Below are 25,365 nucleotides of genomic sequence, written 5' to 3' on the forward strand. Positions count from 1 at the left end.
CAAATGAATCGAATTTGATCACAATGACCTAAATTGTTTATAATGCTGAATGGTCCAATAACCTGTCAGTCATTTTGCAAACTCCCATCGCCTTAAGTGCCTGTGAAGAGGTTCATGCACTCACGATTCCGCATTTAATACAGCATGAGATTACCGCATTTAATTATTACCGCATGTATTTTGATGGAACAGTGATTCGGTTCTCCAGTGACAGAGCCTGGACAGAGCATTTTTTTAAAAAAGATTATCTGAACAAATTGACCGTTCCCGCCTCCTATCTCACAGAGCCTGTCAATTATTTTATCTGGCTAACAGAAGATTGCCCGGAAATGCTGCTCGATGCAGCAATTAATTTTGATACCTCCAATGGGATTTCCATTGCCGTACGACAGGAAGATTCTATTGAGTATTTTTGTTTTGCGACTAACACGAATAACAAGTCGATTATTAACAAATTTTACCTGAGCAATCTTGATCGTTTACATCAATACGGTTTGCAGTTTAAAGAGGAGGCGGCAGGTTTGCTTGCAGAAGCTGTTCGCGAAAAGCTAGTTATCAAGACAGCCGATAAATCAAAGAGTTTATCATTGTCCAATGCTCAACAACCTCGATTATCAAAACGGGAACTTGAATGTTCATCTGCTTTGTTAAATGGGATGCGAGTGAAGGAGATTGCCAGAATGCTGGGACTATCGGTTCGTACTATTGAATTCTACATCCAGAATATGAAAAACAAATTGAGATGTTCGAGCCAAATTGAATTGGTATTAAAGCTCGCTAATTATAAAGAATAACCATCTACATCCTGGATTTATTTATTTTTAACAACCACCTCTTTCGTTTCATTGGACTTAAATAGTCTGAGTAAATTATTTGCTGCTGAATTGTCATGATCTGATCTGACATATTTTCCATTCACATGATGAAAACCGGATACTGTGATTTTGCCGGCTTTCATCAACCTGGCTAGCTCCTGAGCACGAAACTTACGCCTGTCGTCCAGTTCAAAAATGACAAAGCGGCGTAAACGCTGAGAATATTCAGCGGAGCGCATTCTGGCCATCATTGAAACAATAATGACCTGGGCAAAGAAAACCATATTCCCATCCACAACCAGGAGTGAGTCAGGTGTACCATCAACGCTTAATTCGCCAGCAGGTGTAGTGTCATCAAGAGATTCAGCAAGCAGACTCAGTTGGGCACCCAATCCCGCTCCCAGATTATCTCGAAGAATATGGGGAGCGTTATCAAGCTCTGCTGCGCCATTCCAGACTATTTGCACCAGGCTGGCCCACAGTAAAATACCCAGGGCAGTCAGGCTTCCCAGCCCGGTAAAAAGTAGCGCCGAGGCGCCAATAGTCAGGATCCACTTTAAGGCTCCGTAGAAGATTTCATCACTGTCGTCTACGTCGACATCAATTCCGGAGGTATCCATTGTCATCCCCGTGGTTCCCCGAATAAGTTGTGGTATTGCCACACCATTAAAATCAATATCGACATCGGGGGCCACATCGATAAGAGGCGTATCAATTGCTCTCACCACATGACCTGTGATTTGAATCCCGTTATCTGCCATCGACATGGATAAGGAGGTCACCTTTGCACCATCAATTGTCTGACCGATCCTGGCCTCAGCCCCCCGCCCCAACACCATATCCAGAAAAATTCTATTGTATGCAATTGCAAGCTCGGTGCGGGCTGCGACAAAACTCTCACTGATACCCAGTGCCGCGCTAGTCGCTGGCGGGCTGACAGAGACCACGAAGGCATCAACCGTATCTGAACCGGAAGGAGTCAGGCTTAGCTCTACATTCCATTCTGAGCTATCCGGGCGGGTAGCAGGATCGCTAAACCTTGTCTCGTTTAAACCCTGAACCAGGCTATCAGCAATAGGGAGTCTGGTATTAGCAAGGATGTCCTGTATGGCCGCACTATTCATGAAGTTATCAATTTCACTGCTAATTTCAGCAGGCGATGGCGTTCCATCAATGCCATCATAGCGAAATCCAACTTCGGCAACGGGTTCGGCATCGGTTAGAAAAAGGGTCAGCCTTACAGCTGCTTCAAGCGGAACAATAAGCGGCTGAGCGCCAGGATCGTCGATTGGGCGTATTTCAATAGTACCTAAAATACGCAGAATGCTGCGTGGAGAATCAGGCTCCTCTTTGATCATTACAAATTCAAACGGGTCAAGCAACACAATTATGTGAGACGCTTGCCCGCCAATCTCGCGATCAAATTCCAGCTGAGCTGGAAATCGTCCGAGTCTTGTTAACTCGCGAAGAAAATCGCTGATAACGCTAAAAGCGATACCCACCGCCGCGTCTGCGCTTCCTAAATCAACATTCATCATATACCTCCATGTAAAATGACAATGCACTCCAACGCTTGCTAACAAGGCTGTTCTGTTTAAATTATATACTACCCAGAAGCAAGGCAGCTGTCATTTACTTAAAACAAATTTATGCCATTTAATAAAAACTTAAGCTTTGTCTTATAAAATCAAACGTTCTTGCTCGCCACGGTTAATTTATCACGATCCGGCGTAATGGTTAGATTGCACTTTAGTACAATATCCGTCTTTATTTTTATTAACTAAACTCAAAGGCACAGGATGAAATCACCATCAGGGAGATTAATAAGAAGAATAAGTTTTAGCGGGAATTTGATATGCGGCCTTTTGTTTCAAAATTACAACACTTGCCAAACGGATTATTAGTAAAAACTCTTCTCGCGCTGGGTCTTGCTGCAAGCCTTCTTAATTCCTTAGTTTCATTCAAATCGATTCAAATTTTACCTGCTTATTCCGGCATGGAAGAACAGCTTTTTCTCACAATTTCTATTGTTGCTCTTTTCCTGACCGGCATAGGCTTAATTTCGGAATACACGCTTTCAGCAATCACCTTCGCTTCCAGTTTGCTTATTCCCGATAAATCCCAGCTCCTTATTATGTCGGGCTTTACCAGTGAAAATGTGTATATTGTTTTATCTTTTTTTATCGTTGCCTGTGTTATTCAAAAATCACAAATTTTTCAAAGAATGATTGTTCTGTTATTACTAAAATTTGCTCACAAGCCAGCCTGTCTCGAAAAGCTATTATTTTTTATTGGACTGTTGATGACTCCAATTCTTTCAGTACAAAGCACGAGAGTGGCGATCATGGCGCCGGTTCTGGATAATATTGTCTCCATTAGCGGTTATAAACCCCAAGGCAAGGCAGCAAATGCGATGGCCAACGCAGCTTTTAGCGGCTGTGTTTTATTGTCTACGATTTTTTTAACAGGTAAATCAAGCAATTATCTTCTATTTAGCGCAATGTCCACGAGCAGCCTTTCGAACGCCTGGCTAGTCTGGCTATCGTTTGCGGCCTTTCCGGGGATATTACTAATCGCCGCCTTTTTTCTAATCCACTCCATCGCCTATAAGTCACCAGAGGTTCCCGAGATTCAACGTTTCAGTCTATTGAAAACCTGTTACAAACTTGGCCCAATATCAGCAAAAGAGTATGCCTCCCTGCTTTCTGTTGGGGTGCTAATCGCAAGCCTGGCTTTACGAAAAATACTGCCAGTTCATCCACTGTTCATTGCTCTGCTAACCGCATCCATACCACTTTCGTTTGGTCTTTTAAAAGTGAAAGACTTCAGCAATCATATTAATTGGAAATTTATATGCTACCTGGCGACCATGATTGGAATTATGAAATTTATCAGTGGAATGACGCTTCCCTTGTGGATTGCCCAAGTGCATAACTGGTTAAGCCCCGTCTCTCAGAACCTATTTATTTTCATATTCTTACTCTTCGCACTGAGCTGGCTGCTGTGTATCATTTTTGGCACTATGATTGCCCCGGGAATTGCGTTTACCTTGCTAGCCCCTGTTCTGGCAAGTGGAAGCGTCAATCAATGGATCATTGCCTTTGTGATTCTGATGGCGACTGAGTCCTGGATATTTCCTTATCAATCCAGCTATTTTCTTTGTTTTAAAAAACTGCTCAATCAGCAGCAAAATTTTCAACTAAAACCCGTATTGACTACCAATGCCTTATTGGCCATCGCCAAAATTGCGGTTATCTACGCATCTATCCCATACTGGCGTTATCTAGGGTTATTGTGATTAATGATTCCAGTCTGGATAACAGAAGCCCTAACTGAAACTGATTTTCACAGCCCATCTTTTTCCGAACCTGTCCGACATGCGCTTTCACAGTACGTAAACTGAGCATTAAAATATCAGCAATTTCCTGCTGCGTTTTTCCTCTGGCGAGCCAGCACATACATTCATATTCACGAAAGGTTAGATAAGCACCTGTTCCTGGAACAGGTACTCGTTCCAGGAAAGGCAAGATTAAAGCATCTTTGCAAACAGGCCTGTCTTCCTGAAACCCTGCATTTTGTTTTTCCAAGGACAGCGATAGTCCATAAGCTTTTTTTAAATCAGAATGCGTGTCGATTTTATCGTGAAAATAAAGCAGAAACTGCTTCAAAAAATCAAGATTTTCGAGATACTGGCCATTAATAACGTTATTTCCCAAGCGGGTAGCAAAATTATAGGCATCCACTACCCCATTTCCCGAGCGAAGTATTGTAAAAGAATGTCCAAAACCGTGTTCGTTAAATGCGTCTTGCAGTGCTCTGGTACGCCCAGTCAGGCATTGCAAATCCCGGATAAAATATTGCTCATCCCGCGACGGAACGATTCGATGTACATCAAAATCGAAGTAGGTATTTTCAAGATAATGGGATACAAAATCAGGATTTTGCGATATAAAAGAAAACCGCCCATCTCTGCTCACCCTGACATGAGAAAAATGAGTAATTTCCATAGTTTTAAGCGGCTCACAAAGCTCTTTGAATGCTTGAGCGTGGCTAAAACAGGGATGTTCACGATAGATTTTTTTGAGGTTCATACTGTCCTCATCGAGTGTGACTCCTGCATTTTAACAACCTCTGCCTGAAAAAGCGATTTCAGTTTGTGTGTTCACTACGGGCTGAGGCCCAAGTCTCTCATCTCTGGCGAGTTCCTCGATATAGGCCTCGGTCACCGCACAAGTTTGGGATAGTCTCTTGAACCAGCTATGATAAACCATGTCGTCTATATCGAAAATCAAAGGCAAGGACGCATCGGACCGAGCATGAAGACACTCATCAAGTAAATAATTGTATTCCTCAAGTCTGGCGTTTCTGCCGGCTGGAACGGCTTTAGATTGTACTGGGGGTAAAGAGGATCCATCCATCTCAATGGCATTATCAAACAAACCGGCTATGAATCGCACTAGGCCCCGGGTTTGATGATATTTCGTAGAAACCTGTGCTTCTTTCGGAATGAGCAGATAAGCAATTCCAGGACGGCCAAAACGCCCGTAGAACTTTAAGGGAAGATTTTGAGCATCACTGATTTTTTTTGCAGCTAATACCATCTTGAAAGATGAAGTCAGAAGATTATATCGGGCTGCCTGTGTTTCACAGGCAGCAATAGATGCATATATCACGTTAAAACGACCATAAACAGGATTATCAACATACTTTATTTTAAAGCAGCAAAAGGCAACCGGGAGATGATGGCTATCGTAGAATACGTCAAATATATAAGCAGGCTGACTTAATACTTTTTCTTTAAAAAATGCCAGCAATTTCTGGAAAGACTGAAGATCTCCGGGTAACTCAAACTGACGTGCAAACACTCCCGCCAGTGCATCCTGTTCTTCTGCATTTAATTCAGCGCTTGTTTTTAATAAGGAATAAAATGATTTGGCGGGAGCCTCCCCATCTTTCACTTTAAAACCCAGTGAAGCAAAGCGCTTTTGAAAAAAACTATAGGTTTGCAGGCTCGTTTGACGCTGAGCAAGCCTCTGTATTTTAAAAGTAATTACCTCATTATGCTTTTCCAAGCGCTTTTGTACTTCCACAGGCATTTCGGGATCATAGGGACCTTCCTGCACAAAACTATCCCGATGTTCCAATATCACATCAAGCAATGCCAAATCATAGTGATAACCTGCGGCAATATAATCAAGCAGACTCTGACCGAACGCATCATGGCTTAAATGATGATGGTACATGAGTAATATCGGCAACTTATCCTCCATCCCTTCCTTCCAGGAAAAGATAAATTCCGGTTTTAGATAATAGTGGAGTAATAAAGCAGTCATTTCACGTGAGGGGGAATTATCCAGTAAACTATAATATAAACAATCAGTTCTCTTTAATGGAACTACGATATCTCCCCCAATTCCTCTTTCAAGAAATGATTTAACCGTTTCAAGCTGGTTAGCGGCAACAGCCAGTAATAACGGCGTATACCCCCAGGAGTCCTGAGCTTCATAACTTAGTAAATTGCTTTTTATAATGGAGTCAAGGCGAAAATCATCTCTTGCAGAGCAATGACGTAGTGGCCGACCTGGATTGTATCCGTTGATGTTTCTTACGCTGCTTGCCAGGATAGACGGAGGAAACTGAATTGACCGTTCTACATTCAAATTTTGCAGATAAACTTGTGAACCTGTCTGCCAGACCAGACAGGCACTGAATAACTGAAAGATGTTCTCATCAGTGGCTTTACATACCCTTTTATAGTTTGCTGTCGCCTCTGCCAATGCATCAAGATCCAGTCTCTTTCGTTTCGCAATGGGCACCCAGGCCGCCTGAAGCAAATCCCTGTCTTTTGTCGAATCAAGACTTAAGTATTTTTGCACATCTGCTTCAAGATCTTCCAGAGAGCTCGTATCAATTACCAGACTATTTATATAAAAAATCAGTCGTTCAGGAAGCGGGGTCATTTGCCGCTGCGCGGATAACAAGTACTCTTTATGGTGAGTCGCCTGACGGCCCAAAATTTCTTTAATTATCAATTTATATTGATCAAATGCACGCTTTTCTTCAACAAATGAGTCAAAATTCTGAATGACACCCAGTATTGCCTGATGATGAAGCAATCCGCGTTCCGACTTCTGGGGTTTCGTAGTTGAAATACGCTCAATCTGTGAGCGAATAGCCTGCAATTGGGCACGGATCAGCGCAAGGGCTTTTGATGTTTGCTTTTGATACAGAGCTAGATAAATATCGAAATGCTCAAAAAGCAGCGCCTCATCCTTTAAATAATCTTCAATTTTATCCCAATCGCTATCTCCAAATAATATGCGTGCTTTAAAACTTCTCCCTGATCTCTCATTAAAATGATTTCGGCTAATAACTTTAAGGCGCAGGGAATCCCTTTGCCGAACCGCATCGCGAATATTTGTCCATAATTCCAGTTCGCTATCAAAAATACGCCGGCATTGTTCATATCGTTTGCCATTATCGCTAAGGACTTTTACCATTTCATTTTGCATGCGCAATAAATGCCTTAGTCGTTCTGGAAGCTTGGTTTGCATCTCATAGTCGGTAACTGACAAACTATCCTTTAAGGCAGTTTCGATCATCGGAAAATAGCCTACCAGAATCCCCTTAAATAATGTCAGGCCAAGAGGCAATCTTTGCGCAAAAATAGCTTTTGCCAATTCTAAATTCCCTGACAGACAAGCCGATTCCATAGCTATCCAATCGGCTGTTTCCCGCTCGAACCCTTCATTCAGTTTACTTCTATCTTCTGATAGATTGCTCTGATAAATAGTCAGAGGATCTGCAAAACAAGGCAGGATTTTCTCGAAATATTGACGAACTTTGCTTTGTTTGAATTCCTCATCAAACACCAGAATGTTGTTTTGCTCATCGGAAACCATATTATTCGCGGCCTCAATAAACCGTTGTGAAGCCCATTGTCTCGATTTTGGGAGTGCTTGCCAGCTATTGAAAATTTGGGCCGCTATAGAAGAGTTAAGACAGAACTCGGCAAGTTCAATCGGCAAGCGGCCTTCGGGGCAGCGCTGATAGACCAGCATCGGATCATTTTTCAATAACTGCACCACTTTTTCCTCATCCTGAGCCAGGACTGCCAGATGAATTGCCGGAATTGTGTTCGGATAATTCAGCACATCATCGGGATGGAAGCTTGAAATGGCTGTTTGCCGCTGTAAATCGGCTATTCCATTGGGATAACCGTTAAATAACATCCGCTCAGCAACCAGCGGAATATTCTCTTGCACAACCCAGGAAGTTTGTGATCCCATCTGTTTTCGAATGTCTTCCCAAAGTGCTGTTATTGGCTGACTAAAACCACCCAGGGTTTGTATACCCGCCATAAAACATTGCAAACGCCTGATATCCGCTTCATTATCACAACGAACCTGCAAAGAGGCCCGCGCTCTTGGATCAGCCCCTGCACGAGGCGCGAATTGGTAGGAATGCTGATTTACCAGGTCTGGATTATGCAAATCTTTAATAGAAACGAATGATTCATTCCCTGAAAGCGCCTTGCAAAGTTTCATACTGTTGCCCGGTCTTGGCAGTGCCATTAACGATACTACCTGATTAGGGTGAAGCCCAATTAATAATCTGTCCACAGCCAACTCAGGATTTAAATTTTTACATTGATAAAGAACTTCAAGCTTCTCTACCTCAACTCCGCTTGCACTCAAACCATCGTCGTGCAAATAGCAACGCTCATTTACACGGTTAAAACGCGGCAATACCAGGTGCCGCTGTTGCACCCCATTCTGATTGGATACCCTTGTCAATGACCAATTGGCTTGAGGCAATGCCTGGCTTTTAAACTGGGTAGCTAAAGGTAACACCAGTGAAGTCAGGCGTTTGAACTTTATTTCTGATAAGGGAAATCGATTGGCCCTGCTAATTAAATGTTGAAAATATTGGAACACAATGATTGGTTAGCTATAGACGTAATGGGCAATATTTTATCAGAAACATTAAAATTTTTAAATTGAGTGTACTTTATAATCCTTAGCTCGAACCCTTAAAACAAGAAAAACTAGTCATTTGCATTAGCCAGCATTCCAAATCTCGATAATTGAATAAGCCCCAAGGTGCTGAAGCAAAAGACAGGAATCGTTAAACTCCAGGGTCCCGGAGTTACCTGGGCTGTGATAACCCCCATAACCCCAGAGAGGCCAAACTGGCAGGCGCCTAACAGGGCAGTTGCTGTGCCAGCTTGTGTTTCAAAATCCTTTAACGCGAGTGCCGTGGCTGATCCCATACTCATTCCAATGCCTATCGTTAGACAAATCATAGGCAGCATAAATCGTAACACACTGCATTGATCAAAATTGAGCGCGGTCATCATTAAACAGGAGGCAATCATGATAATAAGGCCGCAACGAACAATAACTTCCAGAGGGTAAGAATAAGTGAATCGCACTGCAAGCATATTGGTAAAAAACATGGTCATGGCGTTTAAACCAAACCAAAGGCCATATTCTGTGCCGTTTAAATGAAGTTGCGTAATTAATATCCCCGGGGATAAAGCGCAAAACAAGTACAATCCTAGTAAACAGGAAGAGGCGACCAGCGTGTATCGCCGAAAATCAGCATTTTTTATCATCGGCCTCATTGCCTCCCAGCCATTGGCTGCCGATATCTTTGGTTTTGGAAATTGATAATCTGGAATGCCACGATAAGCAATGACCGTCATCAGCAATCCGAGAAGGGTCAAAAAATAAAAACCACTGTGCCAATTATGGGTCAGGTCAAGTAATACGCCGCCAATAACCGGTGCGCTGCTGGCAATAATTGAATTAGTTCCCGATAAGACACTGAATAATCGGGCGCAAGCCTGTGTTGAAAAATTATCTCTGACAATAATAAAACATACCAGATAGGTGCCACAGGCACCGGCAGCCTGAATGATTCGGGTGAAGATTAACCCATGAACAGAACTGGTCCAGGTCGAAAGAAAAGAGCCGATACAAAATAGCACTGCACTGCCAAGGGCTATATTTCTTCGCCCCACCTTGTCCGCCAGAGGCCCGGTTATCAATTGCCCCAAAGCCACGGTAAACATGAACACATACAGGCTTGCCTGCATGATTGTATTATCAGTATGAAAAAAGCGGCTCATGGAAGGAATCGCCGGCACGAAAACATCCATGGCGAATGAAATGCTGATAATCAAAGGAATGAGTCGAAAAAGACTCTGTCTTTCTGTCCAACCAATCGAGTTCAATAGAGGCTCCCGCTTAAAACACGCTATGATAAACCTGATAAGATTAAAATCGAAGAGAAAAAAATAACTACTTTAACCTCAATTTTTTGAAGAGAGTATATAGAGCGGCAACTATTCCCCCGCTGATAACCCCGATTAAAAAATCAACAGCCAAGGAGAGCGGAAATGATAAATTGCGGGTATAAAAATGGAGAGCCGGTATTCCATGATTAATGATGCTTCCTCCTACTAAAAACATGGCAATGGTGCCTGCAATTGCTAAAAACTTCATTAGCATGGGAGCAGAACCAATCAGGAAAAGACCAATTTGCTTTGCTGGCTTTCTTTTTTCTCTTAAAAGAAAACCCAAATCATCGAGCTTTACTATCAAGGCGACTAAACCATACACTCCGACAGTCATAATCATTGAAATCAAGCTTAATACCATCACCTGATTAATTAACGAGGAATGAGCCACAGCACCTAATGTGATTACAATAATTTCAGCGGACAGTACAAAGTCTGTACGCACAGCACTTCGTATTTTATCTTTTTCAAACTGCTCTTTATCAATATCCAGTATTTCGTTAACTGGCTTTGGCTTTTCATGTTTATGGAATTTTTCCAGGATTTTTTCAAAGCCCTCGAAACTCAAATACAATCCACCCAGCATTAATAGAATGAGCACCAATGGCGGCATCACAAAGCTAATGAGAAGCGCTAAAGGGATTAATATCAATTTATTAATTATCGACCCTTTCGCGACAGCCCATACTACAGGCAGCTCCCGGTGCGCATGAAGACCAATGACTTGCTCTGCATTCAGAGCAAGATCATCTCCCAATACGCCCGCCGTTTTTTTAGTCGCGGTTTTAGTCATTAAAGCGATATCGTCAAGTGCTGTGGCGATATCATCAAGCAAGGTTAATAAACTGGTTCCTGCCATATTCTTTTTCTTATTTTAAGACGCCGGTTGTTGTTTCATGGGAGCTATTGGGGGTGGTGCTTTCATATTACAAGTACAAGCCCCTGTAGCCTGGGGTGGAAGCGGCACTTCAGCAAAATCTTTTGAATAGCAAATCGATACATCCCATGCGGTTTGATCAGGTGCTGGAGCCGCTGGAAGGAACCAAAACCGTAATGCTTTATACACTTTCCCTTCATCCCCTTCCCAAATAGTCGGAGTAAATGTAGCCTGATACATAAATGCTTGTCCAGGTTGACAGGTAAATTCCTGCCTTATCCATTGTTGTCCTTTAGGAACGGTTACAGCCAATATCTGCTGATGACTGGTTGCGTCCATAATGGCTACGGTTACATCATAATTCGTCCAGCAATTGTCTTTAACCACGGTGGCAAAACAGGTAAAGGCAAAAGAATAGCCATAAATCAGCAGGCCGGCCAGAACTGAAAATAATCGAATCATATGAAATTTCCCTTTATCATCCAATGATCTAAGTTTAGACCTAAAAACAAGTTATGGATTGGGAACAAAGTAAATGTATGCAGTGACCTGTCTGGCGCCCAGTCATTTGATATATTTTTAAACAAATACTATATTCAAAGTATTGTCCGGCGCTGGAGTTAATTGAATATGGCAAGTAAATCTACGATTTCCAATAAAAAAGATAGAAAAATTTCAGACGAAAACCTGAAAAATATATCAGGAGGGCTATCTGTTAACAATCTTCCCGATTATACAAATCCAGACTTTGTCGAGGGAAAAACCACAAACCCGATAAGTACTAATACAGTGAAACCAAAGGGAGCTAAAACGAAAAAAGGGACAAAGAAAAAGCCTTAATCAGTTAAGCAAGAGATGTGCAATCAGAAATTATCTCAATTTCTTTGAGGCTTGATCTTTTATTAGGAAACCGCTATTCTTGCGCGCTTGGAGAGGTGGCCGAGTGGTTGAAGGCGCACGCCTGGAAAGTGTGTATACGGCAACGTATCGAGGGTTCGAATCCCTCTCTCTCCGAAAATTCCCTTTATTTCCTCAGCCTTTAAATCTATAATTTTCACGATAAGAATCTGATTGTAAATTAATGCCTATTCGCTTCGACAACAGCTTTGCCAGACTGCCCCCCTTATTCTACAGCCGATTGCAACCAACACCGGTAGCGCGACCTGAACTTGTACATTTTAATAATTCCCTGGCGAATCAGCTGAGGCTGGATACTCTTGCAGTCGAAAAGATCCCTCATTATTTTTCCGGCAATAAACTGCTTTCTGGGAGCGAGTCAATCGCCAGCGTCTACTCTGGCCATCAGTTCGGTTATTATGTATCTCAGCTCGGTGATGGACGCGCGCACATTTTGGGTGAAATACTGGATAAGCAACGCCGACGCTGGGATCTTCAGCTAAAAGGCTCTGGTAAAACGCCCTACTCACGAATGGGCGATGGTCGAGCGGTATTGCAATCCACCATCCGGGAATATCTTTGTTCAGAAGCAATGCATGCTCTGGGGATTCCCACTAGCCGCGCACTCTGTATCACCGCGACCAACGAGCCGGTATATCGCTATACTGAAGAACCTGGGGCCATTCTCACCCGCGTATCAGAATCACTCATTCGCTTTGGTCATTTTGAGTATTTTTACTATACCAATCAACTGGATGCGCTTAAACAGTTAGCCGATTATGTATTAGCAAGACATTATCCAGAAGACTCGAAAGATCAATCCGGTTATGAGAAGTTATTCCGCCAGGCCGTATTAAAAACCGCAGAATTAATGGCCCTGTGGCAAGCGGTTGGTTTTTGTCATGGGGTAATGAACACAGATAACATGTCGATTATTGGATTAACCATTGACTACGGCCCTTTCGGCTTTCTGGATGACTTTGATTTTAATCATATTTGCAATAGTTCTGATGAATTGGGACGTTATGCCTATAATAAACAACCTGCTATCGCCTACTGGAATTTGCAGGCATTGGCTCAAGCGCTAACCCCATTAATTCCAGTCCATTTATTGCAAGAGTCTCTTTCCCTTTTTGAGACTCATTTCCAAAGGATGTATCTGACTGAAATGCGTGCCAAGCTAGGGCTTTTTCAGGAAGATGAACATGACAATTTTCTGGTTAATCAGTTGCTCTCCATCCTTCATGAACAATCAATCGACTACACCATTTTTTTTCGCTGGCTTGGCGACCGATCAGAAAACAAGCCGCTATTTTCCTCTATCAGAAAAGTGAGCGGCTGGTTAGAGCAATATGAACAAAGATTGTCGATGGAAACAACCTTTGAAAATGAGCGAAAAGAAAAAATGATGCAGAAAAATCCCAAATATATTTTGCGAAATTATCTGGCACAACAAGCGATTGATGAAGCCTACACTCATAAAAATTTTTCAGAAATAGATCGCTTGTTTAATCTTCTAAAACTTCCCTATGAAGAACAACAGGATAATGCCCGCTACGCCGATTTTCCCCCGGATTGGTCAAAAAAGATTTGCGTAAGCTGCTCCTCTTAATCTTGTCTTAATATTTCCTTAATATAATGAGCGCTCCTGCCGTTCCTAATTGCTAATGGGCAGTTTAAAATTTTAGAGCTATATTTATTAGTACATTTTCTATTTTGTTTTGCAGGCATAAAAATGCGCTTTTCATTCTCTGTGCTTTGTCGAAATCCTGCAATCCCCTCCCAATTCCTTTTATATCCCTATTTGTTACGATTTTCAGGAGAAGTTAAAAATGCCTGTGCAAACTAAAATCATCGATTCAGTGAATGAATTATTAAAGAAAAAAGGATTTGAACTCAAGTTAAATACTGGCGGTGTTTGCGGAGGACTGGCAAGTATTTATGTCAAATATTTTCTTGAAGGAAAAGAAACTGAATTTTTTGAGATGGAGCGCAAGCTTGCTAATCCTCCTAAAAATTACAATATGGGTGATGATCCCGACTTTGATAATTTTATTAAAGATGTTGAAATCGCTTTTAACAGCCAGATTTATCATAAAGGTACCTATCAGGGAGACTTAAACGCGATTCTCAAATTTGATGGTAAACCGGTAAACAATGAATACAATATTGGTTTAGTGGACACCCGAGCCAAATGGGGAGAAATACTGGGCTCCATTAAAAACGAAGGACGCGCCTGTTATGTCGCGTCAAATAACCATGCGATTGCTATTTCTTTCTCAAATAATCGCTATGTCGTGTACGATCCTAATTACGATGAAGACGACAATAAAAAAATAAATAACACCAAGAGCTTTGATACCGCAGCTAAGGCAATTGAAGAGATTGAAAAATGTTTTGGTGATGTAAATCCCTCGAATCTTTATCGTGATTATTTAGGAATATCGGTCAGAGTCTTTGCTCACCCCAATGAAAAAAGAGCAGCCGTGTACCCTTCCAAAACAGATCTTCATCGAACCCATTTTTCAACGCCTCCTTCCCTGACACGCAGTATTACCCATCCCGACGGTTACGGCTATGATTCTATGACCTGTGCCATCAGGGCTAATGACACTGAGACTATACAGCATTTATTTCAGCACATGCCACTGAATGCCGCGCATGTTGTCAGTGCTGAACATCATACTCGCTACAAGCTGGCCTTTGACATTTTTAAACGTTTAAGCGTCAATGAGGCAGAAAGAGTTCTCAGATTTATGTCAGAGCATGGGTCCGCCGATTTGTTTGAGCAAATGCTGGATAACTATTTCACTACCAAATCCAATGATCCGAACGCATTTAAGCAGAAATTTGTACACAACAGCAATCCCGCTGTAAAAGTCACGAGCCTGCTCGAATTTGCGGTTAAAGGCAAAGACAAAAAAAATATAGAAGTGCTTGCCCAGTTTTTAAAGGCTCATTCGATTGATAGCAGCTCCCTTGATATAAATCCCATTATTGAAGCTTTAAAAAAGAATATTGAAAAAGATAAATCAGGCATACTGGAAAATTTATTTCTTCATTTCCCTGATCTGATCAATGAAAAAATGATTGCTGATTTATTAAAAGTTGCGGCAGAAAATAATAGCAGCAAGTCTTTAAAGATTTTACTACAGCAAGTTAGCAGACTAAACTCGGCGAGCAAAGACTCTATTTTTGATGAGAAGATAATATCAAAAATTACCCCAGACAATTTAAAATTGCTGGCCGATGCGAATATTCCAATCCCTCAAAGCCTGTTTGCTACCGCCTTAAATAGAAAAGAACCCGCTATTTTTGCAACCTGTGTAGGCGCTTTATCCGGGAATGATCCCTGGGTCCATTTTCTTAAAAAAGCTGTGGATGGCAAATTTAAAAAAGGTGAGAAACTGCCCATTTCGCTTTTTGATGCAGGAAAGCCCTATACCCCATTTAAAGTATTAACCCGCTTCCCCAACAATAATCAGATAATTCTCGATAATTGGCCGACTAGAAAGATCCCTCAGTTTACAAAAAATGAAGCTTTATCCTGGGCAGTGGAGTCAGGGAATGTAGAGATTGCCGAAAAATTGCGGCAATCAGGCGCCACACTCAAAATTGATACTCTAGAAAAACTGATTGCGGATTATCCAAATCGACAAGACAAAATGTATAACTTTCTCCTTGATCGATTAAAGACATTAATTGTAGGTCAAGAGGAGACGCTGGCAAGACATGCAGCCCAGGTAATTCATCATGCTAGCTTTCATGATACTCCCAATGGGTTAAAAGAAGTCGCTGTTTTATTCAGAGACTCAAGACTTCTCGATCAAAGCCATCTTATCCCGGCTCTTAATCCAGAGATGAAAGCAATGCAGACAGCCAGTGGGGATGATCTAATACGACTAGATAAACTAGTGAAACATAAAAAATATCCTGCGGCAAAATATGCCTATCGATGGGCAATTTTGAATAAAGAATTTGAGTTCGCGAGTTCACTTTCGCAGTGCTTCACTGCAAGTCCAAACTATTTCTATAATTTATTTCTTGAGGTTAATCGATTAGGGGATGATGAGTGTTTAAATCATCTGTTTATGGAACACTCCAGCCTTCTTGAAAATGTTGATCTCTACAAACAGCTGGAAGAACAAGGCCAGTTCACTTTATTAAACAAAATTATCCGCCAAAACAAACTACAAGATGATTCCTACCGCCTGCAACTGCTCAATAGAGCTGTTGAACGTCATGATGAAAAGCTTGTTGTCGCTTTGTCGAAATTTGTGAATAGTGGATATTCAACCAATGCGACGCCTGTTTATAAAGCATTGGCCGCTCATAATAGCAAAGGGCTTATTTTATTACTGGAAAATGGAGCCTTGCTTAAAGACATTACAGCTTCCGATGTTGTAGATACTCTGGTCAGGACAAATGACATTCAGCTGTTCCACAAGGTCTTCGAGGATAAACATTTTCAAAGCCGCTTCTTTGATTCAAATCAGTTAATAAGACACCTGGAAAAGCTTTATGAAAAAGGCAATTCTGAGTTGCTAGGTGAATTTAATAAAAAATTCCCGGAACTTGATTTCAAACGCCTCAAAGATACCCCAGATAGTTTTAAATTTTCCGCTTTTGGTGAGAATGTAAAAAACATCGATGGCTTATTTGATCAGGCTTGCAGTAATCAATGTCTTACCGTTGTGAATTCGCTTCTTGAAACCTATCAACCCAAAGCAAGAGAAAAAGAATCCCTCTTTGAGCGGCTGGATGATTTATTCAACGCCCCTTATAGAACAGAAAAAATCAGACCTTTTAATCCACAATTGGTGAGACAACGGAGGCAGGAAAGAGAAAGCATCGAAGCGAAGGAAAGAGATGCCACTTCAGGGGCTAATAAACGCACTCCGTCAGTACTTCAAAGACTGTCACCAGACCAGCAAAAAATGATGGTTCAAGGTCAATTCCATGGAAAAACACCACCTCCGCTGCAGCAGAGAAAATCATTAGATCCGCTTGCAAAACAAGCTCCAGTCAATCCTGGAGATGAGTCTGCAAAAACACAGCAGCGAAAATTACCTGATCCGCCGGTAACAAGGCATCCTCCCGTTGATACAAACGATAATACGCCAATTAATGAGGCGATGAAAAAATACCACTGGCGAAAGGTTTTCGACACTTTGTACGATAAAAAGCTAGGTCGTCTGTATTCCCTGATTAAAAATGAAAACTATGCACCATTTGAGGAGTCTCATCGCAAGATTGAGGACGTCATTATCAATCTGCGAACCAGTCAGAAAAATCTTCGTCGCTTTGCTGATGTTGCACCGGCTCGTAATGAAAGAAGAGCCTTAGCCAATAGCTTGCTTGAAAACAAGCTGATTCTTCGTGCCCTGGATGAAGACAATGAAGACAAATTGCTGCCGTTAATGCAACAGATTAAACCTGAGCAGCCCGAAGCATTAGTGAATGATCGCTCAAACTCATTAAATGATGAAGTAATGGCACTTTTTAAAAAATATGCCAAAACGGGTCAGACCAAAGTGATTTCCAATTTATTCTCTTTCTATGAAGCCAATAGCGTTATTCGGTTAGCTTTGGAGAAAGCCAAACAGAATAAAGAGGAATGGGGAACTTTGGTTGGTCTGCTGCAAAGCTGTACCTATACCTCTCCTGAGCATTCATCCCCGCCCATTGATAAAGAGCTGATATCCGAATTAGAAAAATATCGCGAGGATCTGCTCAATGGCTTTAAAAATGCCAGCAGAGACATCCGAATGGAATTGGTTCAACTTCTGGATAAGAAAACTGATTCAGCGCTCGCATGGATTCTGAAAAGCGAGCATGGACAGGTCAACACTTTATTGAATGCCGTTGAAGGCGAAATGGTTAAGGCCGAGAGCAGCATCCCCTCAGCCACGCGAAGCAAGGTATCTCGCTTTATGGTAGGTCTGGACGAATTTAAGAATACTATTGATAAGTTGCAAATTCGTTATAACCATTTTCTGGAGACCATTTCAAGCAATGATTATGCACCCATGGAAGCTCTGCAAGAATTAACCGCTATAAAAAAAGAGTTTCAAGAAGGGAAGCTTACAAGTTATTACTTTACTGATGGCGCCCTTCTGGATCATCTACTGGATAACCTGCCCAAACATAACAAGGATAACATTCAGGATCTTTTGCAAATCAAACAAAAAATTGATCAGATGTCACGGACATTCGTAGATTATCTGGAAGGTTTTCAGAAAGCAGGATTTAATGCCAAAACCGCCTTGCAGCAATTGGAAGTTATTCATCAGACATTTGAAAATGAACAATTGATTCCGGCCTATTTTGCCGAAGAAAAATGGATTGAAACCCTGTTTGAACAGCTCAATAAATATCAGCAGAAGACAATAAACGAACCACAAATGCTAAGCTTTTTAACTGATCTTTATAAAGTGATCAGCGAAGAGGCCGGACCTATTCAAAAAACAACGCAAGCGCCGCAGGCTGACCAGCAAAAAGCTCAGGAAGAGAAAATAGAGCAGGCACGACAACAGGCCGAACGTGAAGCTAAAGAACAGGCCGCTAAAGAACAGGCCGAGCGCGAGGCTCAGGAACGCGCGGCGAAAGAACAGGCCGAACGCGAAGCTAAAGAACAGGCGGCTAAAGAACAGGCCGAACGTGAAGCCAAAGAACAGGCCGCTAAAGAACAGGCCGAACGTGAAGCCAAAGAACAGGCCGCTAAAGAACAGGCCGAACGTGAAGCCAAAGAACAGGCGGCTAAAGAGCAGGCCGAACGCGAAGCCAAAGAACAGGCCGCTAAAGAACAGGCCGAACGCGAGGCTCAGGAACGCGCGGCGAAAGAACAGGCCGAACGCGAGACTCAGGAACGCGCGGCGAAAGAACAGGCCGAGCGCGAAGCTAAAGAACAGGCCGCTAAAGAACAGGCCGAACGTGAAGCTCAAGAACGTGCGGCGAAAGAACAGGCCGAGCGCGAAGCTCAGGAACGCGCGGCGAAAGAACAGGCCGAGCGCGAAGCTCAGGAACGTGCGGCGAAAGAACAGGCCGAACGCGAAGCTCAGGAACGCGCGGCGAAAGAACAGGCCGAGCGCGAAGCTCAGGAACGTGCGGCGAAAGAACAGGCCGAACGCGAAGCTCAGGAACGCGCGGCTAAAGAACAGGCCGAGCGCGAAGCTCAGGAACGTGCGGCGAAAGAACAGGCCGAGCGCGAAGCTCAGGAACGTGCGGCGAAAGAACAGGCCGAACGCGAAGCTCAGGAACGTGCGGCGAAAGAACAGGCCGAGCGCGAAGCTCAGGAACGTGCCAAAGAGGAAGAGCAGCGCCAGGCTGAACGACGTCAACAAGCGGATCGTGCTCGTCTGGCAGCAGAACAACGGCAAGCAGCAGAACGTGCCAGACTTGAAGCTGAACAACGCGAAGCACAGGAACGGGCTCGCCAGGAAGCAGAAGAGCGTGCAAAACAGGAAGAGCAGCGCCAGGCAGAACGACGTCGACAAGCCGATCTTGCTGCTCGGGCAGTAGAACAGCGTCTAGCAGAAGAACGTGCTCGACAGGAAGAAGAACAGCGTCAAGCTCAAGCAGCCCGTGACGCTCATAACGTGGCTGAAGCACAGGTCGTGGCCATTCATCCACTGCTAGATACCGGGGAAGACTTACAGAATCAGCAGGATGCAGCTCCATCCCAGCCTTCTTCTGCATTGGACTTGCTAATAAAAGCAGCACAAGCATACCACGATGACCGTAAAGGTAAGGGAAGAACCCTGCATCGGATTTCATGGGGTCAGTATACAGAAGAGGATAAGCTAGGCGCTGCAAACAATTTTATTGACGCAATACGCAATAAAGATGGCTTCATTACTGCCAAGGATCGTGGAGCGCTTAAGAATGGTCGTTTATATACAACACTCAACAGCGTATTCCAGGATAATCGCCAGGCAATAAGCCAGGAGTTAAATCAGGATCTGCAGTCTTTCGATGATTTGTTAAATACTTTGAACAAGCGTAAACCCATTGAAACACTTAAGCGCATCCTGAATACCTACCAGGCAGATCGAGCCACCAAACCAGACTATTATCATAGAACATTTTTCTCTCAATACAGTGGACCTCAAAAAATAGCTAGTGTTAAGAATTTTTTGGAGACCATAACACGGGGAGATAATTTATCGCCCAATGATCTGGCCATCATTAAACAAGGCAGTCTGGGTCAACGTCTTAACGAGTTCATTAAAGAATCAGGGGACGCCCTTAGTGAGTTTTTACAACGAGACAAGCCAATCAAAACCATTGATGATCTGGTCAGCGCTTTTTATCCACCTCCACAGCAAGAAAATGTTTTGTAGACGGATTTTTAACCTCAATTTTATATTCTCCTGTCATCCCCGCGCATGCGGGGGATCCATCTCTGAGCTCACAATAATGCCAATTGAGGAATGGATTCCCGCATTCTCGGGAATGAAAAAACTCCTCAACCTGAAATAATTGAACTTAATCCACAATCTAAGTATCATCTTGATTTTTGCAGGAGCTAAATATGTCTGATCATTCAGTCAAACCTGAAGATATTCTTGCTGATGGTGTGGATTATACAGTAATTAAAGGCCTCACTGTACGCAAGGGAACCGTTGCCGCTTTTCTTGCAAATATTCAGATTATTGAAGATCCAGACAGCAGCGATTTGGCCCGGCAAAATGCTTGGGAAACGATGAAAAATCTGGCTCCAACCCTTGTTGCAACAGGTCTGACCGATCATGTGCATTTTAAAAACCCCAGTGTTGAAAGGATGCTTCAGGAAATTATTTCTTCAAAGAAATTGTGTTAAATAATTAAAGAGAAAAATAACACTTGCCTTCTCTCAATTTTTCTTATAAAAATCTCTTTCTTGTGCTATTTAATTTAAAAAAAAGTAGACAAAGTACAGCACTATTGTACAATTCGTTAATTTTTTAACATTCGAGAGACCATACAGTCAGTGACTAATGAGATTAAAAATCAAAGTGCGCCAATTAACGATGGCGGTTACAAACGCGGTTTGAAAGATCGCCACGTTCAATTGATTGCCCTCGGCGGCATTATCGGCTCTGGTTATTTTCTGGGTACTGGCGCGGTGGTCAATCAGGTTGGTCCCTCAGTATTCATTGCCTACATTTTGGGTGGTTTGATCATCTATTTAACCATGCTTTGTATGGGTGAACTGGCTGTTGCCATTCCTATTTCCGGCTCATTCATCACCTACACCGCCGATTTTATTTCTCCTTCAGTCGCTTGTGGCGTCGGATGGTCCTACTGGATTAGTTGGGTTGCCTATATCCCCGCGGAGTGTATAGCCGGCGGGATTATTATGCAGCATTTTACTGGGGTTAACGGCTATATTTGGGCGGTATGCTTCGGTCTCATTATTACCTATGTAAACATTGCCAAGGTTGGAACCTTTGGTGAAATTGAATTCTGGCTAGCTCTCATTAAAATTCTGGCTTTAATGGGATTTGTAATTCTCGCCTTGCTAATCTTTTTCGGCATCATACATGGCCCACAACCCGCAGGTATTATAGGCGGCAGATTTATTTTTGATGAGGGAGGATTGTTTCCCAACGGGGGAATGGCTCTTCTTACTGCTATGGTGCTTTTGCTGGTTAACTATCAGGGCTCTGAAATTATCGGCCTGGCCGCTGGCGAATCAGTCAATCCTGCCCGCATGATTCCACGCGCTATTCGTAATGTGACATTTCGTATTTTATTCATTTATATTATTCCAGTGTTCTGTCTGGTATTAATTTTTCCCTGGCAGAAAGCAGGTTTGAGCAACTCGGTATTTGCCGATGCACTCAATTTCTATGGCTTACGCTGGGCAGGGGCTGCCACCAGTTTCGTCACATTAACCGCTACGCTTTCCTGCTCCAATTCGGGTGTATATGGTATTGTACGATCGTTAAACGCTTTGGCTAGAAATGGTATGGCTCCTCATCGGCTTAGCAAACTGAACCGCAATGCCGTACCGCAAAACGCAGGCATTGTAACACTTGCGGCCATTTGGCTTTTATTAGCAGCCGGCTACTTTTTTGGCCAATCGATGCTGTATATCGCATTATTGCTGGTCTCCGGATTTACCGGTGCTTTAGCATGGATTTCATTGTGCTGGGCACAAATTAACTTTAGACGCCGCTTATACCAGGCTGGTTACACCACAGCAGATTTGGGTTATAAAACGCCCGGCTCCCCTTATACAGGCATTGTAGCCATCGTGCTAATGCTTGCCTGTCTTATCTTTCTATTACTGAATCAGGATCCTACTTATAAAATTGCCTTCGCTATGGGTTTTGTCAGCTTTGTAGTACCCATTATAATTTATAAATTGGGTGGTTTTTATAAGAAGCGTCATATTGCTATGTCGATTAATAATCATCTGCAGTTTAAGGATATTTTTCCGGACAGACAGTGAGCGCTTTCATGATATTATCCTACCAGGGGCAGTCTTTCGTTCTGGATGCCTCGGACGAGCCCTGAGAGATGGTCACAAAATTTGAACATAACACATTGATTTATAATTATAATCTTAAATCCCTACGTACCCCGCTTTATGCGGGGTATCCAGGCAATGCGTCTGATTGGCAAAGCATTTTAAAACTCAATACCATCGTTATGGATACCCCGCATAAAGCGGGGTACGTAGGCTCTTATAGGATGGTTAAATTTTGTGACCATCTCTCAGGGCTTGTCCGAGGCATCCAAAAAATGTTCTGTCAAGAGCAAATCTCTTCATATAAATCAGCCCAATCAGGATTCATTTTTTCAATCAAATTTAATTTCCATTGTCTAGGCCATTTTTTGAAGCGTCTCTCACGGCGGGCAGCTTCCACATAAGTATCATGCATTTCATAATATACCAGCAAATGCACATTATACTTTGCCGTAAATCCTGGGATCACTTGATTTTTATGCTCCCAGACGCGCCTGATTAGATCGGATGTTGAACCGGTATATAGAGTGCTATTGCGTTTACTTGTCATCATATAAACATAAAATGATTTCATCTCTCTTCCTTGTTATTGAGTTTGGACTCAAGTCCAAGGGTATCATTAATTGTTTATTAGTGCAGATTTAATTTAACCATCCACTGGATGCCTCGGACGAGCCGAGGCCATATCATTACCCATAAGTAAGGAGATTGTTGTTGTATTAAAATTTCCTTACATTTGAGATAATAGAGCCTTTTAACGGCAGTAGCATCCATGGAATGGGTAGAAGATGAGCTTGGTTGCGTGAATATAGGTGATGAGCGTTTAAATAAACGAGCAAAAACGATATTAAAAAGATTGGGGGCTAATCCCAGCGCAAGTATTCCTGAAAGCTGTAAAGGTTGGCAGGAAACAAAGGCAGCATATCGGTTTTTTGAGAATGATTTAGTTACCTCAAAAAAAATTATTAAGCCCCATAGACAAGCGACGCTTAATCGAATTAAAGGCCATCCGGTAGTCTTATTACTTCAAGACACAACTACGCTGAATTATAGTGGTCAAAAAGAACGAGAAGACCTAGGTCCTCTCCAACAAGATAATGTACGGGGTTTATTTCTTCATCCCACTCTTGCGGTGACGCCTAATCGTGATTGTTTAGGGATAATTGACTATGAACAATGGTCACGAAAGCCATTGGCGCATCGAAGTGTCAAAGAGCGAAAAGCGGAGCGCTGCTCCAAAGCAATCAAGGATAAGGAAAGCTATCGTTGGGTTAGGGGGTATAAGAAAGCCTCTTGTCTTGCGAAGTTTATGCCTGATACTCAATTTATTTATATAGCGGATAGAGAAGGCGATATTTATGATATTTATCATGAAGCGAATACTGCTTTTGCAAAAGGCTCTGCAGACTGGGTGATTAGAGCCACATTTGACCGTGCTATTTTAGATGAGAATCACCCTAAAAAAAGCACTAAATTAAAAGCCAGTGTAAAAGCCTCTACAGGGGTTGGGCAAGTAACGTTTACAACCTCTTCATTTGGGAGTAGAAAAAAACGAGAAGTAACCCAAACTATTTATGCAAAAGAGGTGACTTTGCGCCCACCTCGAGAAAAAGCAAAAGAAGGTTTTACTCCCGTACAACTCACTACAATTATTGCTACAGAAACAAATCCTCCACCTGGTGAGAAAGCAATCGAATGGACTCTTTTAACAAGTATCCCTATCCCTAATTTAGAAGCTGCTTTGAAAGTAATTCATTGGTACTTGTGTCGTTGGCAGATAGAAATCTTTTTTAAAATATTGAAAAGTGGATGTACTATTGAAAAATTACAATTAAGTAATAAACAACGATTTGACCCTTGTCTTGCTCTCTATCTCATTGTCGCTTGGCGTATTTTATTCATGACCATGATTGGACGGGCTTCACCTTCCTTAAGCAGTGAGTGCCTATTTGAAACAATAGAATGGCAAACAGCCTACATTATGATTTATGAAAAACCTCCTCCGCATGAGCCACCTACCCTCAAAGAGATGCTGGGAATAATTGCTCAATTGGGCGGTTTCCTCGGACGAAAACATGATGGGGAGCCCGGCCCTGCGGTAATCTGGAAAGGCTTACGAAATCTTTATAATTGTATTAATGCGCGTGAAGTATTTACACGCGCTTTTGGCCATACTTATGGGTAATGATATGGCCGAGGCACGTAGGCGACAAGACTGAGGCGCTCAGGCGACTGGAGCTGATTATGCTTGCAGTGGTGGAAAGGTGAACTGAAGCTTGTGAACAGTAGAGCCCGATCGAAAGAGAACAACTTTAAGAGCGTCTCTCCCCCACCGCCTACGTGCCTCGGCTCGTCCGAGGCATCCAGTTCTGAAGGTCATCTTTTGACCAGGGAGTCGGTGATCAACATTCCTAATCAACCCGATAAATTTGACCGGTTTGTAAGCCCTCCACACTTTTGCTGTAAGCCAGAGCAGCCTCTGCGCTGCTGACTGATTTATATCCTCTGAAATAAGGACCATAGGCATCCATTGATTCAGTAATAACTGTTGGGCTGACACAGTTTATTCTTATCCGGTGGGGCATTTCGATTGCCGCTGCTATCGTAAAGGATTCCAAAGCCCCGTTAACCATAGAAGCAGAGCTTCCATACTGGATAGGATCATGGCTTAAAATGCCGCTTGTGAGTGTGAAAGAGCCATGCTCATTTAGATAATTTCTGCCAATTAAAACTGTATTCACCTGCCCCATCAACTTGCTTCGCAGACCTATCTCATATTCTTTTGCAGTCATTGCGGCAAACTCTCCAAAATGGACATTTCCCGTCGTTAAAACCACCGCATCTATTTTGTTAACCTTCTGAAATAAAGCGAGAATTGAATCCTGACTGGTAATATCAACGCGAATATCTCCACTGGAATAATTAGCCTGTATAATCTCATGGCGCAGGGATAATTCTTCAACGACCGCCCTTCCTAAAACTCCTGATCCTCCAATGACCAATACCTTCATATCAT

Annotated in this window: 16 protein-coding genes and 1 tRNA gene; 9 read left to right on the forward strand and 8 right to left on the reverse strand. The window is 42.6% G+C overall.

Annotated features, from left to right (window positions below; genetic code table 11):
• Positions 1–74 precede the first annotated feature (74 nt).
• Positions 75–794 carry a helix-turn-helix transcriptional regulator gene (locus tag DYH61_RS09165; protein ID WP_058508098.1) on the forward strand — a complete coding sequence of 240 codons (720 nt, stop codon included), beginning with the start codon at positions 75–77 and terminating at the stop codon, positions 792–794.
• Between the two features lie 17 nt (positions 795–811).
• Here the strand turns inward: DYH61_RS09165 and DYH61_RS09170 are convergent, their stop codons facing one another.
• Positions 812–2,353 (reverse strand): hypothetical protein, encoded by a 1,542-nt coding sequence (locus DYH61_RS09170; protein ID WP_133129106.1) that lies wholly within the window; start codon positions 2,351–2,353, stop codon positions 812–814.
• A 317-nt stretch (positions 2,354–2,670) separates the two neighbouring features.
• On the opposite strand from DYH61_RS09170, the gene DYH61_RS09175 reads away from it, so the two are divergent.
• A complete protein-coding gene (locus DYH61_RS09175; protein ID WP_058508096.1) occupies positions 2,671–4,113 on the forward strand; it encodes an SLC13 family permease in 1,443 nt (480 codons plus the stop codon).
• Here DYH61_RS09175 and DYH61_RS09180 read toward each other — a convergent pair.
• From DYH61_RS09180 to DYH61_RS09200, 5 genes are all read right to left on the reverse strand, one after another.
• Positions 4,079–4,906 (reverse strand): helix-turn-helix transcriptional regulator, encoded by an 828-nt coding sequence (locus DYH61_RS09180; protein WP_058508095.1) that lies wholly within the window; start codon positions 4,904–4,906, stop codon positions 4,079–4,081. The two genes, DYH61_RS09175 and DYH61_RS09180, sit on opposite strands and share 35 nt — an antisense overlap.
• Positions 4,907–4,936: 30 nt before the next feature.
• Positions 4,937–8,752, reverse strand: coding sequence for a hypothetical protein (locus DYH61_RS09185; RefSeq protein ID WP_058508094.1), 3,816 nt, complete (start codon positions 8,750–8,752; stop codon positions 4,937–4,939).
• A gap of 110 nt (positions 8,753–8,862) precedes the next feature.
• Positions 8,863–10,053, reverse strand: coding sequence for a multidrug effflux MFS transporter (locus DYH61_RS09190; RefSeq protein ID WP_058508093.1), 1,191 nt, complete (start codon positions 10,051–10,053; stop codon positions 8,863–8,865).
• Positions 10,054–10,120: 67 nt separating this feature from the next.
• The gene (locus DYH61_RS09195) at positions 10,121–10,978 is read right to left on the reverse strand and encodes a DUF808 domain-containing protein (RefSeq protein WP_058508092.1); all 858 of its coding nucleotides are present in this window, start codon (positions 10,976–10,978) and stop codon (positions 10,121–10,123) included.
• Positions 10,979–10,993: 15 nt separating this feature from the next.
• A complete protein-coding gene (locus tag DYH61_RS09200; protein WP_058508091.1) occupies positions 10,994–11,458 on the reverse strand; it encodes a hypothetical protein in 465 nt (154 codons plus the stop codon).
• 168 nt (positions 11,459–11,626) lie between these two features.
• Here DYH61_RS09200 and DYH61_RS09205 point away from each other — a divergent pair, with 168 nt between their 5' ends.
• The 6 genes from DYH61_RS09205 (at position 11,627) to DYH61_RS09230 (ending at position 22,331) form a co-directional block, all read left to right on the forward strand.
• The gene (locus DYH61_RS09205) at positions 11,627–11,836 is read left to right on the forward strand and encodes a hypothetical protein (RefSeq protein ID WP_058508090.1); all 210 of its coding nucleotides are present in this window, start codon (positions 11,627–11,629) and stop codon (positions 11,834–11,836) included.
• An 89-nt stretch (positions 11,837–11,925) separates the two neighbouring features.
• Positions 11,926–12,010, forward strand: a tRNA-Ser gene (locus DYH61_RS09210).
• 67 nt (positions 12,011–12,077) lie between these two features.
• Positions 12,078–13,505, forward strand: coding sequence for a protein adenylyltransferase SelO (locus DYH61_RS09215; protein WP_058508089.1), 1,428 nt, complete (start codon positions 12,078–12,080; stop codon positions 13,503–13,505).
• A 220-nt stretch (positions 13,506–13,725) separates the two neighbouring features.
• Entirely contained in the window at positions 13,726–20,235 is a 6,510-nt protein-coding gene (locus tag DYH61_RS09220) for a hypothetical protein (RefSeq protein ID WP_115343310.1), read from the forward strand.
• 191 nt (positions 20,236–20,426) lie between these two features.
• Positions 20,427–20,714, forward strand: a complete 288-nt coding sequence (locus DYH61_RS09225; protein ID WP_058508926.1) for a hypothetical protein — start codon at positions 20,427–20,429, stop codon at positions 20,712–20,714.
• Between the two features lie 150 nt (positions 20,715–20,864).
• The gene (locus DYH61_RS09230; RefSeq protein ID WP_058508925.1) at positions 20,865–22,331 is read left to right on the forward strand and encodes an amino acid permease; all 1,467 of its coding nucleotides are present in this window, start codon (positions 20,865–20,867) and stop codon (positions 22,329–22,331) included.
• A gap of 301 nt (positions 22,332–22,632) precedes the next feature.
• On the opposite strand, the gene DYH61_RS09235 is transcribed toward DYH61_RS09230, so the two are convergent.
• Positions 22,633–22,923, reverse strand: a complete 291-nt coding sequence (locus DYH61_RS09235) for a GIY-YIG nuclease family protein (protein ID WP_058508924.1) — start codon at positions 22,921–22,923, stop codon at positions 22,633–22,635.
• 198 nt (positions 22,924–23,121) lie between these two features.
• On the opposite strand from DYH61_RS09235, the gene DYH61_RS09240 reads away from it, so the two are divergent.
• A complete protein-coding gene (locus tag DYH61_RS09240; RefSeq protein WP_058508923.1) occupies positions 23,122–24,534 on the forward strand; it encodes an IS4 family transposase in 1,413 nt (470 codons plus the stop codon).
• 226 nt (positions 24,535–24,760) lie between these two features.
• On the opposite strand, the gene DYH61_RS09245 is transcribed toward DYH61_RS09240, so the two are convergent.
• Positions 24,761–25,360: a short chain dehydrogenase gene (locus tag DYH61_RS09245; RefSeq protein WP_058508847.1), complete on the reverse strand. Its 600-nt coding sequence runs from the start codon at positions 25,358–25,360 to the stop codon at positions 24,761–24,763.
• Between the last annotated feature and the right edge of the window lie 5 nt (positions 25,361–25,365).

It is taken from the genome of Legionella quinlivanii, from assembly GCF_900461555.1.
GTDB lineage: Bacteria > Pseudomonadota > Gammaproteobacteria > Legionellales > Legionellaceae > Legionella_C > Legionella_C quinlivanii.

Bases quoted from the DNA above. Each gene is read 5' to 3' on its own strand.
- DYH61_RS09195 (WP_058508092.1), bottom strand. From the start codon at position 10,978: ATGGCAGGAACCAGTTTATTAACCTTGCTTGATGATATCGCCACAGCA.
- DYH61_RS09225 (WP_058508926.1), top strand. From the start codon at position 20,427: ATGTCTGATCATTCAGTCAAACCTGAAGATATTCTTGCTGATGGTGTG.
- DYH61_RS09205 (WP_058508090.1), top strand. From the start codon at position 11,627: ATGGCAAGTAAATCTACGATTTCCAATAAAAAAGATAGAAAAATTTCA.
- DYH61_RS09240 (WP_058508923.1), top strand. From the start codon at position 23,122: ATGGAATGGGTAGAAGATGAGCTTGGTTGCGTGAATATAGGTGATGAG.
- DYH61_RS09200 (WP_058508091.1), bottom strand. From the start codon at position 11,458: ATGATTCGATTATTTTCAGTTCTGGCCGGCCTGCTGATTTATGGCTAT.
- DYH61_RS09245 (WP_058508847.1), bottom strand. From the start codon at position 25,360: ATGAAGGTATTGGTCATTGGAGGATCAGGAGTTTTAGGAAGGGCGGTC.
- DYH61_RS09235 (WP_058508924.1), bottom strand. From the start codon at position 22,923: ATGAAATCATTTTATGTTTATATGATGACAAGTAAACGCAATAGCACT.
- DYH61_RS09175 (WP_058508096.1), top strand. From the start codon at position 2,671: ATGCGGCCTTTTGTTTCAAAATTACAACACTTGCCAAACGGATTATTA.
- DYH61_RS09215 (WP_058508089.1), top strand. From the start codon at position 12,078: ATGCCTATTCGCTTCGACAACAGCTTTGCCAGACTGCCCCCCTTATTC.
- DYH61_RS09180 (WP_058508095.1), bottom strand. From the start codon at position 4,906: ATGAACCTCAAAAAAATCTATCGTGAACATCCCTGTTTTAGCCACGCT.
- DYH61_RS09220 (WP_115343310.1), top strand. From the start codon at position 13,726: ATGCCTGTGCAAACTAAAATCATCGATTCAGTGAATGAATTATTAAAG.
- DYH61_RS09170 (WP_133129106.1), bottom strand. From the start codon at position 2,353: ATGATGAATGTTGATTTAGGAAGCGCAGACGCGGCGGTGGGTATCGCT.